This window comes from Glycomyces salinus (assembly GCF_016428645.1).
In the GTDB taxonomy this organism is placed as follows: domain Bacteria; phylum Actinomycetota; class Actinomycetes; order Mycobacteriales; family Micromonosporaceae; genus Glycomyces; species Glycomyces salinus.
The window spans coordinates 31,023-43,990 of record NZ_JAELXW010000025.1 but is presented as its reverse complement, the minus strand read 5'-3'; the positions used below and the strand labels follow the sequence as shown (position 1 = coordinate 43,990).

9 protein-coding genes and 1 tRNA gene are annotated in these 12,968 nt (G+C 69.9%); 5 read left to right on the top strand and 5 right to left on the bottom strand.

Going from position 1 to position 12,968, the window contains the following annotated elements; translation table 11 throughout:
- Window positions 1-46: 46 nt before the first annotated feature.
- Window positions 47-118, bottom strand: a tRNA-Val gene (locus tag JFB92_RS09985).
- Between the two features lie 217 nt (window positions 119-335).
- Between JFB92_RS09985 and JFB92_RS26115 the strand changes: the two genes are divergently transcribed.
- Both JFB92_RS26115 and JFB92_RS09975 read left to right on the top strand, forming a co-directional pair.
- Window positions 336-2,906: a rhamnogalacturonan lyase gene (locus tag JFB92_RS26115; RefSeq protein WP_307789095.1), complete on the top strand. Its 2,571-nt coding sequence runs from the start codon at window positions 336-338 to the stop codon at window positions 2,904-2,906.
- A 253-nt stretch (window positions 2,907-3,159) separates the two neighbouring features.
- Complete coding sequence (locus JFB92_RS09975; protein WP_199037636.1) at window positions 3,160-5,331, top strand: hypothetical protein; 2,172 nt, start codon at window positions 3,160-3,162, stop codon at window positions 5,329-5,331.
- Window positions 5,332-5,395: 64 nt separating this feature from the next.
- Here the strand turns inward: JFB92_RS09975 and JFB92_RS09970 are convergent, their stop codons facing one another.
- Entirely contained in the window at window positions 5,396-6,430 is a 1,035-nt protein-coding gene (locus JFB92_RS09970; RefSeq protein ID WP_199037634.1) for an ABC transporter substrate-binding protein, read from the bottom strand.
- 107 nt (window positions 6,431-6,537) lie between these two features.
- A complete protein-coding gene (locus JFB92_RS09965) occupies window positions 6,538-7,578 on the bottom strand; it encodes an ABC transporter substrate-binding protein (RefSeq protein WP_199037632.1) in 1,041 nt (346 codons plus the stop codon).
- Between the two features lie 90 nt (window positions 7,579-7,668).
- On the opposite strand from JFB92_RS09965, the gene JFB92_RS09960 reads away from it, so the two are divergent.
- The 3 genes from JFB92_RS09960 to JFB92_RS09950 all read left to right on the top strand — a co-directional run bounded on the left by JFB92_RS09960 (window position 7,669) and on the right by JFB92_RS09950 (window position 10,618).
- Window positions 7,669-8,697, top strand: a complete 1,029-nt coding sequence (locus JFB92_RS09960) for a FecCD family ABC transporter permease (RefSeq protein ID WP_233162838.1) — start codon at window positions 7,669-7,671, stop codon at window positions 8,695-8,697.
- Window positions 8,694-9,770 carry a FecCD family ABC transporter permease gene (locus tag JFB92_RS09955; protein ID WP_199037630.1) on the top strand — a complete coding sequence of 359 codons (1,077 nt, stop codon included), beginning with the start codon at window positions 8,694-8,696 and terminating at the stop codon, window positions 9,768-9,770. Before JFB92_RS09960 ends, JFB92_RS09955 begins: the two co-directional genes overlap by 4 nt.
- 83 nt (window positions 9,771-9,853) lie before the next feature.
- Window positions 9,854-10,618, top strand: coding sequence for an ABC transporter ATP-binding protein (locus JFB92_RS09950; RefSeq protein ID WP_199037646.1), 765 nt, complete (start codon window positions 9,854-9,856; stop codon window positions 10,616-10,618).
- A gap of 139 nt (window positions 10,619-10,757) precedes the next feature.
- Here JFB92_RS09950 and JFB92_RS26560 read toward each other — a convergent pair whose 3' ends face one another.
- Window positions 10,758-12,185, bottom strand: a complete 1,428-nt coding sequence (locus tag JFB92_RS26560) for a sensor histidine kinase (protein WP_199037628.1) — start codon at window positions 12,183-12,185, stop codon at window positions 10,758-10,760.
- A 3-nt stretch (window positions 12,186-12,188) separates the two neighbouring features.
- Window positions 12,189-12,950: a response regulator transcription factor gene (locus JFB92_RS09940; RefSeq protein ID WP_199037626.1), complete on the bottom strand. Its 762-nt coding sequence runs from the start codon at window positions 12,948-12,950 to the stop codon at window positions 12,189-12,191.
- Window positions 12,951-12,968: the final 18 nt, after the last annotated feature.

Sequence of the window (12,968 nt, the reverse complement as noted above, 5' to 3'; positions counted from 1 at the left end):
CCGGATCATTTGATATGAGATGTAACTGCCTATATGTCCGATTCTGTGGACGATACTGGGATCGAACCAGTGACCCCTGCCGTGTGAAGGCAGTGCTCTCCCGCTGAGCTAATCGTCCGGGGCCGATAGAACTTTACAACAGGTTGTGGGGTGGGCGGTGGCGGGGGTTGGGTTGGGGTGGTTTTTCGGGGTCGCGTGCTTGACATCGGGGGGATTGGTCGATAGCCTTCGATGCGTTAAATCGTTTCAAAACGAGGTGGTCGAGCGTGCTTCCCCCTTTGCTCGCTCCTCTGCGCGGATTCGGCTGCCTCTCAGAGACAAAGGAGCCCCTTCTGATGAGTCCTCCTAAGATTTTTCGCCGGGTCACGGCGGTTTCGATGGCCGTCGTGGTGGCCGGTGCCGGGTTGTCGGCCTCGGGTGCCGCGTATGGGCACGGTGGTTCCGGCGGTGGGAGTGCCGGGACCGGTGTGCAGCTCGAGAATCTCGACCGGGGGCTGGTCGCGGCCAGCACCGACGATGGGGTGTTTCTCAGCTGGCGTCTGCTTGCTGGTGAAGTGTCCGGTTATAACGATTCAGGCGTGACCGGAGTCGACTTCAACCTCTACAGGGACGGCGAGTTGGTCGCCACGGTCGCCGACAGCACCAACTATCTCGATGCCGAGGGAGACGGTGAGGCCGAGTACCGGGTCGTGGCCGTCGTCGACGGGGAGGAAGTGGATTTCTCCGACACCGTCAGCCCCTGGTCGCAGGAGTACCTCGACGTCCCGCTCAACAAGCCCGAGGACGGGACCACGCCCGCGGGGGAGGAGTACACCTACAGCGCCAACGATGTCAGCGTCGGCGACCTGAACGGGGACGGCCGGTACGAGTACATCGTCAAGTGGGACCCCTCGAACTCCAAGGACGTCTCGCAGGTCGGCTACACCGGACCGGTCTACCTGGACGCCTACACCCAGGAGGGCGAGCAGCTCTGGCGGATCGACCTGGGCGACAACATCCGGGCCGGCGCGCACTACACCCAGTTCGACGTCTACGACTTCGACGGGGACGGGATCTCGGAGGTGATGTTCAAGACCGCTCCCGGAGTCAAGTCGACCTCGTACGTGGAGGATGAGGAGGAGTTCATCACCCTCCCCGAGGGCGACGTCGACGCCGGGGTCACCCACGAGGACGACTACCGCTACAGCGCCGAGGACTACTACGACCACCTGGTCGAGATGTTCATGGGCTGGCACGAGCACCCCGAGGTGGCCGGCGGCGACTGGCCCGCGACCATCGAGGAGGCGCTCGGGGCCGAGGACGAGTTCGACCTCGAGTACCCGCTGTCCGAAGAGGATGCCCGGACGCTGGTCGACTACTTCGTCGACGTCTACGCGCCCTCGCGCTCCGCGCGCAACGACCTGCGGAACTTCGAGGGCTTCGTGATCTCCGGGCCCGAGTACCTGACCGTCTTCGACGGCTCCACCGGCCTCGAGCTCGAAACGATCGACTACCCGGTCCCGCGCGGCGACGACGGGCTCCTGTGGGGCGACTACGCCATGTCCCGCATCGAGCCGGGCAACCGCGTCGACCGCTTCCTGTCCGGTGTGGCCTATCTCGACGGAGAGCGCCCCTCGGCGATCTTCGCCCGCGGCTACTACACCCGGTCGACCATCGCCGCCTACGACTGGGACGGCAAGGAGCTGACCCAGCGCTGGCTGGCCGACTCCGGGCACGCGCCGATGTCCAACCCGTTCAACGACGGACCGCACGGCATCGAGGGTCCCGATCCCGAGTGGGGAACCCTCACCACGCAGGGCAACCACTCGCTGGGCGTGGCCGACGTCGACGACGACGGCAAGCAGGAGGTCATCTACGGCGCCGCCACCCTCGATGACGACGGCTCGCTGCTGTACTCCTCCTACGACTATGCGCCGCCGGAGTCGAACGTACCCGGTGAGTACGTCAAGCTCGGCCACGGCGACGCCCACCACCTGGGCGACCTCGACCCGAACAATGAGGGCCTGGAGATCTTCTCGGTCTTCGAGGGCGGCCCGTGGGCGCCGTACGGCTACGCCATGCGCGACGCCGAGACCGGCGAGGTCCTGTGGGGCGGCTACTCCGGCCGCGACACCGGCCGCGGCATGGCCGGCGACATCGACCCCGACATCCCCGGCCTGGAGGTCTGGGCCTCCCTGCCGCCGGGCCAGGACGGCAACCCCGAGGGGCTGTTCACCGCCGCCGGCGAGCCCATCGAGGAGCCCACCCCGGGCACCAACATGAGCATCCGCTGGGGCGCCGACCTGACCACGCAGTGGATCACCGGCCACCAGACCACCGAGACGACCCCGACCCGGATCCACGACTGGGAGGACGGCGTCGTCCTGGAGGACGAGGGAACCCTCAACAACAACTGGTCGAAGGGCAACCCGGGCCTGGTCGCCGACGTGTTCGGCGACTGGCGCGAGGAGCTGATCACCCGCACCGTCGACAGCGACGCGCTCCGGATCCACCTCTCCACCGAGGTGACCGACCACAAGCTGTACACGCTGATGCACGACCCGCAGTACCGCGTCGGCGTGGCCAACCAGCAGACGACCTACAACCAGCCGCAGTACACCAGCTTCTACATGGCCTCCGACATGGACTTCGCCGACGTCCCGACCCCGGACTTCCACGCCCCGGGCTCGATCGACGACCTGCGGAGCCTGCTGGAGGAGTACCGGGACTCCGGTGACCTGCGCTGGTCGCAGTACATGATCCTGAACTGGAAGCTCGGATCGGTCGAGCACTTCCTGGACAAGGGCAAGGTCCACTTGGCCGAGCGGGCCCTGGAGGGCTTCATCCGGCACGCCGAGCGGGTGCGCGGCGACGCCGGGACCGTCCTGGTCTACGAGGCCGAGCAGCTGCTCGAGCAGCTCGAGTGAGCGGGACGAACTGAGGTAATGCAGGAAGCGGGGGCCGCCTTGGCGGCCCCCGCTTCCGTTCCACCCGTGCCGGGCCGGGGCGGCAGCCGATCATAGGATGATACGAGGAATTCACCCTCAGGTCTTGCGCGCTTCGGCTCCCTGCGCTTGAGTGAGGGTGAGCCGTACCCTCATAACAGCATTGGAGCAACTCCCCGTGTCCCTCCTTCGACGGAGAGCCCGCGCGACGACCGCCGCCGTAGCATCGGCGGTCGTGATCAGCGGCCTCGCTCTCACCTCTCAGGCCCAGGCCCAAGAACCCGAGCTGATCCACATCGGCGGCGTCCAGGGCTCCATCGGCGACGACGAGACCGACTTCTCCTCGCCGCTGGCCGGCGAGACCGTCCGCGTCCAGGGCGTGGTCTCGCAGCTGTACCTCGACAGCAGCGGCAACCAGGGATTCTTCCTCCAGGAGCGGGCCGACGCCACCGACGGCGACCCGGACTCCTCGGACGGGATCTTCGTGTTCAACAGCTCCTACGACAGCCTGCGCACCCTCTACGGCTCCCCGGCCGAAGAGGAGATCGGCTCCCGCTGGGACGTCGCGCTCGGCGACGAGATCGTCCTCCAGGCCGACGTCGGCTCCTATTACGGGAACATCCAGTTCAGCGGCGGCTCCGCCTTCGTGTACGACGTGGTCGACACCGGGCTGGATCCGCTCGAGGTCGTCGAGACCGTCGAGGTGTCCCCGCCCGACGACGCCGACGACTCGACCCGCTACTTCCGCCGCCACCTGGGCATGCAGATGACCGTCCCGGCCGAGTCGGTCGTCACCGCCGGTCGCGACGTGTTCGGCAGCGACGGCGAGGTCTGGGCGATGCGCGGCGACCACGAGGTGGCCCAGCGCGACGGCTACTCGCAGCGCGCCTTCCGGGACGCCCACCCGCTCGACAACGTCCCAGAGGAGACCTTCGACGACGGCAACGGCTACCTGTTCGTCCTCGGATCCTTCGGCGTCAAGGCCACCGAGGACGACCCGGAGGCGGTCATCGCCCCGGCCAAGACCTACGACGTCATCGGCGAGGCGACCACCGGCGGCGTGTACTACACCTTCGGCAAGTACACCGTGAACGTCGCCGAGAACCTCGAACTCGAGGCCGGCCTCGAACCGGCCGGCAACCACCCGGTCGAGCCGCCCGGCCGCGGCGAGATCTCGGTGGCCTCCTACAACATCGAGAACCTCTACGACTTCCGCGACAGCCCGGACTCCGGCTGCGACTTCGAGGGCAACGAGGGCTGCGTCGAAGAGGACGACCAGGTGACCCCGCCGTTCAACTACGTGCCGGCCTCCTACGAGGCGTACGAGACCCGGATGCTGCGCGAGGCCGAGCAGATCATCGACGACCTGCACGGCCCGGAGATCCTGATGACCCAGGAGGGCGAGGCCCAGGACGTGTGCTCGGTCAACCCGGAGTGGACGACCGATTCCGACCTCGGCGCCGACCGGCTCGTGTGCGACCTGGAGAACGCCGGGGCCGACAACGAGCAGCGCGACGGCGTCCCCGACTCGCTCCAGGAGCTCGCGCTGATCATCGCCGAGCTCGGCGGCCCCGAGTACACGGCCGTCGGCGACCTCGACTCGTCCGACACGCGCGGGATCATGACCGGCTTCCTCTACCAGGCCGACCGGGTCTCCCTGGCCGAGGTCGACGCCGATGACCCGGTCTTCGGGGGATCGCCCGGCGTCGACTACGGGACCGAGGCCGACGAGATCAACGCCGACGTCGAGAACCCCAAGGCGCTCAACGCCTCCCTGCCGCAGGACGTGCTCGACCGGTGCACCTCTTCGGGCGTGTACGCCTGCGACGGCCACGACGTGTTCAGCCGCCCGACCCAGGTCGCCAAGTTCGTCGTGGAGAAGCGCGGCCGGGACGCCGAGCTGTACCTGATCAACAACCACTTCTCCTCGGGCCCGGACGGCCGGGTGCTGCACCGCACCGAGCAGGCCGCCTACCTGGCCGCGGTCTCCAGCACGATCCTCCGCCACGACTGGAGGGCGAACGTCCTCGCCGGGGGCGACCTCAACGTCTATCCGAGGCCGGACGATCCCTTCGCCGAGGGCGAGACGATCGCCGGGGACTGGACCGGCCCTTCGGACCAGCTCGCGGCCATGTACGAGGACTCGGGGCTGTGCAACCTGTACGACACCGCCCTGTGGAGGCAGCCGGAGGCGGCCTACTCGTACACCTACCAGGGGCAGTCCCAGACGCTGGATCAGATGTGGACCTCCTGGTGGCTCGACTGGGCCGTGACCGACGTGGCCACGGCGCACATCAACGCCGACTACCCGGCCGACGCTCCCGGTGAGGAGCCGGCCTACGGCGCCTACGGCGTTTCGGACCACGACCCCGAGGTCGTCACGCTGAATCTGCGCAGGCTCTGGTAGACGAACGGAGCGAAGCGGGGGCCGGGCGAATCCGCCCGGCCCCCGCTCCGCTCTCGCAGTCCGGTCAGGACAGCTTCTTGGCGTTCGTGATCGCCTCGGCCAGGGCTTCGATCGAGCCGGCCGCGAGCCCGTAGGAGTACAGCGGCTCGGCGTCCCAGCCGACGATCTGTCCCTCCTGGACGGCCGGGAGGGCGCTCCAGGTCGGGAACTCGGTCAGGGCGTCGGGCTGGAGGGACTGGGGGCGGGCGTCGAGGAACAGCAGGTCGGCGTCGTACTTGTCGGCGTTCTCCCACGAGAGGCTCTCGTAGTAGCCGCCTTCGTCGAGGTTGTCGGGGACGATGAAGTCGACCCCGAGCTCTTGGAAGAACCGCATGTCGTTGCCGCTCTCGGGGTTGGAGGCCCAGAAGGTCTCCGCGCCGGCCGAGCAGGCGAGGACTTTGACGGGGTTGTCGGCGGCGGCCGTGCGCAGGGCCTCGACGGCGGCGTCGAAGCGCTCGCGCGCGGCGGTGTTGTCGTCGGAGTCGAGGTCGGCGCCGAGGGATTCGGCCAGCGCGGCGTGGCGGTCGATGACGTCTTCGAGGGTGTTCTCGCCGTCGTTGGCGTTCAGCAGGACCACCGGCGCCAGTTCGGTGATCTCGTCGGCGCTCTCGGCGGGCACGTACCACATGTCGGTCGGGTCGAGGTAGTAGTGGGTCATGAGGACCTCAGGAACCATGCCTGCGTATGCCTCGGTGTCGAACTCGCCGTAGGTGTTGCCGATGATCTCCAACTGGTCGACCGGGAGGTCTCCCGCCTGCGTGGTGGGGTTGCCCTCGTCGTCGACAGTGGGGCCGAAGACGCCCTGGACTTCGATGCCGAAGTCGTACAGCGCGGCGGCCAGGCCGGTGTAGGCGACGACGCTGCTCGGGGCCGCGTCGAGTTCGACGGTCTCTCCGGCGTCGTCGGTGAACGACCACGGGCCCGTCGGGGTCTCCTCGTCGCTGGAGGAGTCGTCTTCGCCCGCGCCGCAAGCGGTCAGGGCGCCGGTCAGGCCGAGGGCGCCGCCGCCGGCGAGGAGGCCGCGTCGGCCGAGCTTGAGTCTGTCGGCGTCGAATGCCATAGTGAATCTCCTTAGTGAAGGGCCGGTGACCGTGTCAGGGTGCCGAGTTAGGTTAGCCTAATCAAACCCGTGGGTCCAGGTCCGTGTCCAGGACGTGTCGTCAGCCACTACAGCGCCTGCGCGCTGCTCAGGGCCTCGGCGAGCGCCTCGAGCTCGACCGCCGCGCCGACGTGCGAGTAGATCGGCTCGGGGTTCCACTGCATGACCTGGTCGGCGGCGACGGCCGGCAGGGCGTTCCAGGTGGGGAAGTCGGCCAGGTCCTCGGTGCGCGGGTTGTAGGTGCGCCGGTCCAGCAGGATCAGGTCGGCCGGATAGCGGTCGGCGGTCTCCCACGACAGCTGCTCCCAGTAGACGTCGGGGTCGGCGGGGTCGACGAATTCGACGCCGAGATCGACGCACAGCGCCAGCAGGTCGAAGGCCCCGGCGGCGCCCACGAAGAACGCCTCGGCCGTCGGCGAGCACGGCATGACCCGCACCGGGTTGGCCGCGGCCGCCTCGCTCACGGCCTCCGCCGCGGCGTCGAACCGCTCGCGCCCGGCCGCGACGGCCTCGGAATCGAGGTCGGCGCCGAGCGCTTCAGCCAGCTCGGCGTGGCGGTCGATGACCTCCTCGATCGGGCGGTCCCCGCTGGCGATCGCGATGACCGGCGCGAGCGCCTCGACCTCGTCGACGCTCTCCTCGGGCACGTACCAAAGTTCCCCGAAGCCCTCCTTGTACTGGGTCACGAGCACCTGCGGTTCGGTCGCGGCGAACTTCTCGACGTCGAACTCCCCGAAGACGTTCCCGATGATCTCCAGGTCATCGACCGGCATGCGTCCGGCCATCAGGTCGGGCTCGCCGTCGGCGGTCACGGTGGGGCCGAAGACGGCGCCGACCTCCACACCGAAGTCGTAGAGCGCCGCCGCCGTCCCGGTGAAGGCCACCACCGAAGTCGGGCGCACGCCCAGCTCGGCGGTCTCGTCCCGGTCGTCGGTGAAGCTCCAGTCGCCACCCGAGGAACTCGAACTCTCGACGCCGCCGCAGGCCGAGAGGAGGGCGGCCGTGCCGAGGCCGCCGCCGGCCGACAGCAGCGCGCGCCGTTGCAGACGCAGGTCTCGGGCGAGGCCGCGAGCAGCGGCGTTGCGGGGCCGGGGGGAGGCGAGTGACATGAGGTACTCCTCAGGGTGGGTGAGCCTGTCGCGAACGTGTGGCTTAGGTTAGCCTAAACAAAATAACGTCCGTCCCTCCGGAGCCACCGCTTGTCTGCAATCACGACCACCGCGCCCCCGGCCGCACAGCCGGGCCGCGGCCGCCGCGTCACCGGCCTCGCAGTCCTGGTCGGGGTCATCGCCGTGCTGGCAGTCCTCAGTGTCGCCCTCGGATCGCGGGCGATGGGCCTGAGCGAGGTCTGGACCGGACTGACCGACCCGGCCTCCGACGCCTACCCGGTCGTCACCGAGCTGCGCCTGCCGCGCACCGCCCTCGGCCTGGCCGCCGGGGCCGCGCTCGGCCTGGCCGGAGCGCTCATGCAGGCGATGACCCGCAACCCCCTGGCCGACCCGGGCCTGCTCGGCGTCAACACCGGAGCGGCGGCGGCGGTGGTCACCTCCGTCTACTTCCTCGGCTTCTCCAGCTTCATCGGCACCCTCGGCTTCGCCTTCGCCGGGGCCGCGATCGCCGCCGTGGGCTGCTACCTCATCGCCGGGGCCGCCAGCGCCACCCCAGCGCGATTGGCCCTGGCCGGTGCGGCGGTCACCGCCGCCGGGTTCGCCTACGTCTCGGCCATCCAGATCCTCGACACCGCCACCCTCGAGCAGATGCGGTTCTGGTCTGTCGGATCGCTGGTCAACGCGCACACGGTCCCACTGCGGCTCGTGGTGGGACTCATCTTCGCGGCCTCGGTCGGCGGCGTCCTACTGGCCCGGCCGCTCAACGCCCTCGCCCTCGGGGACGCCACCGCCACCGGCCTGGGCGTCGACCCGCGCGTGCTGCGCGCGACCGGGATCGCCATGATCACCGTCCTGGCCGGGACCGCCACGGCCGCTTGCGGGCCGATCGTCTTCGTCGGCCTGGTCGTGCCCCACATCGTGCGCGCCTTCACCGGCCCGGACCAGAACTGGGTGCTGCCGTATTCGGCCCTGGCCGGGTCGGTGTTCATGCTGGCCGCCGACGTGCTCGGCCGCCTCCTGGCCCGCCCGGCCGAGCTCCAGGTCGGGATCGTGTGCGCCGTGGCCGGCGGGCCGTTCTTCCTGTACCTGGTCAGCCGCAGGAAGGTCGCGAGGCTATGAGGACCGCGACCACTGCCTCTCCGGCGGCGTTCAGAGCCGGACGCGCGAAGGCCATCCGCCTGGGGGACTACTCGATCCGGGTGCGCGGCCGCACGATCGCCGCGCTCGCGGCGATCCTGGTGGCGCTGGCCGGAGCCGTGGCCTGGACGGTCTCGACCGGCTCCTTCCCGCTCGCTCCCGACCGGCTGTGGGCGGCGCTCAACGGTGCCGCCACGCCCGCCGAGGAGTTCATCGTCTGGCGGATCCGCCTGCCGCGCCTGGCCACCGCCCTGGCCGTCGGCGCCTGCCTGGGCCTGTCCGGGGCGATCTTCCAGACCCTCACCCGCAACCCCCTCGGCAGCCCGGACATCCTGGGCCTGACCCAGGGCGCCTCGTCCGGCGCACTGGTCGCGATCGTCTTCCTCTCGGGGGCCTCGACCACCGTGGTCGCCGGTTCCGCGGCGGTCGGCGCGCTCGGCGCGGGCCTGGTCATCTACCTGCTCACCCGCGGCACCGACCCGTCCGGATACCGGCTGGTGCTCATCGGCATCGGCGTCTCGGCGATCCTGGCCGGCGTCAACGGCTACCTGCTGACCCGCAGCGACATCATCGACGCCTCCCGCGCGGTCTTCTGGCTCACCGGCGACCTGTCCGACCGCAACTGGGACCAGGCCGCGACGGTCGCCTCCGTCCTGGTCGTCGGGGGCATCGCGGCGGCCGTGCTCGCCCGCGGCCTGGAGGCGATGCGACTGGGCGAGGCCACCGCCACCGGCCTGGGCGTCGACGTGGGCTCGACCAGGGTCGCCGCGCTCATCACCGCCTCGGTCCTGGCCGCCGGTGGCGTCGCGGTCTCCGGGCCGCTCGCGTTCGTGGCGCTGGCCGCCCCGCACATCGCCGCGCGCCTGACCCGCTCGGGCCGCAGTTTCATCGGCGCCATGCTGGTCGGGGCCCTGCTCGTGACCGCCGCCGACGCGGCGGCCGTGAGCGGCATCGGCGAGCGCCAGCTGCCCACGGGCGTCGTCACCGGCGTCGTGGGCGGCGTCTACCTCATGTGGCTGCTGGTCATCCACCGCAAGAAGGGGGTCATGTCGTGACAGGGCCAAGTTACAGCTCCGCAAGCGTCGCCGAGGGGCCGAACCGCGGCCCCGCGGGTGCGACCGAGGGGGCTCCGAGCCCGCTGTTCGCCGAGGACGCGACGCTCGGATACGGCCGGGTCGCCATCTCCGAGGGGCTGACCGTCGAGGTCCCCGAGGGCGAGTTCACCGTCATCATCGGACCCAACGCGTGCGGCAAGTCGACCCTGCTCAAGGCCCTGGCCCGGATGCTCAAGCCCGCGGCCGGGCGGGTCGTCTTGGACGGCAAGGACATCCACTCCCAGCCGACCCGGGCCGTGGCCCGCCGCCTGGGGCTGCTGCCGCAGTCGCCGATCGCGCCCGACGGGATCACCGTGGCCGACCTGGTCGCACGCGGCCGCTACCCGCACCAGGGCATCCTCAAGCAGTGGTCGGCCGAGGACGAGCGGGTAGTGGGCGAGGCGATGGAGGCCACCGATGTCACCGACCTGGCCTCGCGCGGGGTCGACGAGCTCTCCGGCGGCCAGCGCCAGCGGGTGTGGATCGCGATGGTCCTGGCCCAGCAGACGCCGCTGCTCCTGCTGGACGAGCCGACGACCTATCTGGACATCACCCACCAGATGGAGGTGCTGGACCTGTGCGGCAAGCTCCACCGCTCCGGCCGCACCCTGGTGGCGGTGCTGCACGACCTCAACCAGGCCGCCCGCTACGCCACCCACCTTATCGCGATGCGCGACGGCGCGGTGGTCGCCGAGGGCGCCCCCGCCGAGATCGTCACCGCCGAGGCCGTCGAGAAGGTCTTCGACCTGCCCTGCCGGATCATCGAGGACCCGGAGACGGCTACGCCGCTGGTGATCCCGAGGGCTTGACCGAGGGACCTGAAGCGGGGTCTGAGGGCTTGACCGAGGGACCTGAAGCGGGGTCCGAGGGCGGACCGAACTGCCGCGGCTCGGCGGCGGGCACGGCCGCCATCGCGGCCATGTCGGCAATGAACACCGCCACCCGCGCCTATTCGATATGCGCCTTGGGGATGCGCACCTCGATCGCCGTACCCTCGCCCGGTTCGCTGGACAGGTCCACGCGTCCGCCGTGTCGGGCCACGATGGAGGCCACGATCGACAGGCCCAGGCCCGAGCCGCCGGTGGCGCGCGAGCGCGACGGGTCGGCCCGGTAGAACCGGTCGAAGATCCGCTGCCGGTGCTCGGCGGGGATTCCCGGACCCTGGTCGGCCACGCGCAGGACCGCCCAGTCGTGGTCGGTCGTCACCGTGACTTCGATGCGGGTGCCGGCCGGGGTGTGGACGCGGGCGTTGGTCAGCAGGTTCACCAGCACCTGCCGCAGCTGGCCCTCGTTGGCGACCACCGTGACCTCGCCGTCGGCGTGCAGCTCGATCAGGTGCTCGGCGTCGGAGACCTCGGCGTCGTCGACCGCGTCCTGGGCGAGCCGGGCCAGCTCCACCAGCTCGCGGTCGCCGCCGACCTCCTCGTCCAGTCGCGAGAGCACCATGAGGTCGTCGACGAGGTTGGCCAGGCGCGCGTTCTCGCTGCCGATGCGATCCATGGCCCGGTTGAGCTTCTCGCCCTCGGCGGCCGCCCCGGACTGGTAGAGCTGCACGTATCCGCCGATGGCGGTCAGCGGGGTGCGCAGCTCGTGCCCGGCGTCGGCGACGAACTGGCGCAGCCGCTCGTGCTGGCGGTCGCGCTCGGCGATCGCCTCGGTGAGGCGGGAGACCATCCGGTTCAGCGCCAGCGACAGCCGCCCCATCTCGGTCTGCGGTTCGGCCGGGGTGATGCGGTGGTTCAAGTAGCCGGTGGAGACGTATTCGGCGTCGGCGACCATCTGGTCGACGATCCGCAGTCCGCGGCGGGCGATGAGCCAGGCCGCGGCGATGCCGATGGCCGAGACGGCCATGCCGGTTATCAGGACGGTGCGGGTGAGGGTGCCGATCGAGTCCTGCACCTCGGTGAGCGGGGTCGCCACCACGAACGTGTAGGTGGCGGTCTCACCGTTGCCGAAGGTCATCTTGTAGTCCTGCGCGAGGGCCCGGTAGGTGATGGACCCGTCGGTCGAGTCGATGTTGAAGTACTGGCCAGTCGTGGGGTCGGTGGAGATGTCGGGGAGGGCCTCGTAGTCCTCCGGGGTGCCGGCCTCGGATTTGATCGCCAGGTCGCCAGAGCTGTCGAAGACCATCAGTGCGTACTCCTGGAACGGGCTCGGCACCAGGTCGCCGGAGTCCTCGTTCGAGAGCCGGTCGGCGAGCCTGACCTGATTCACCCAGACCTCGAGGTTGCCGGGGCTGATGATCTTCTGGATCTGCTCGTCGACCTGGCCGGTCAGCTTGTCCGAGACGATCTGGACGGTCACGAAGCCGATGATCGAGACTGCCAGCGGAAGCAGGATCGCCATCGCCATGGCGATCTTGGTGCGGATCGCCACGGCCTACTCCTGCGGCGGGCGCAGCATGTAGCCGACGCCCCTGACGGTGTGGATGAGCCGCGGGCCGAGCTTGTCGAGCTTGCGGCGCAGGTAGAACACGTAGGTCTCGGCCAGGCTCGACTCGGTGTCGAAGTCGTAGCCCCACACCTGCTTGAGCAGCTCCTGCTTGGACACCACCCGCCCGGCGTTGGCCGCCAGGTAGCGCAGCAGCCGGAACTCGGTGGGGGAGAGGTCGACGGTCTTGTCGGCGCGGGTCACCTGGTGCGCGGCCAGGTCCAGGCTGAGGTCGGCGACGGTGACCTTGTCCTCGGCGCGGGGCGCGGCCGCGTCCTGCCCGATGGTGCGCCGCAGGACCGCCGAGACGCGCAGCGACAGCTCCTCGAGCCGGAACGGCTTCATCAGGTAGTCGTCGCCGCCGGAACCGAAGCCCTCGCGGAGGTCGTCGGGGGCGGTGCGGGCGGTCAGGAAGATGATCGGGGTCAGGTCGCCTGCCGAGCGCAGCCGGTCGGCGACCTCGAAGCCGTCCAGACCGGGCATGTTGACGTCCAGGATGATCAGGTCGGGACGGGACTCCTCGACCGAGGTCAGCGCGGCCGTGCCCGATCCGGCGGAGGTCACCTCGTACCCCTGGAAGGACAGCGCCTCTACCAGCAGGTCCGCCAGACTCTCCTCGTCGTCCACCACGAGGAGCCGCGACGGCGACCCGTCGGGCCGGAGCGGCACCTCCGGTGGCACGGCGCCGGCGGGCCCGCTGGTCGAAGTCATCCACCGCTCCTTGTTCTC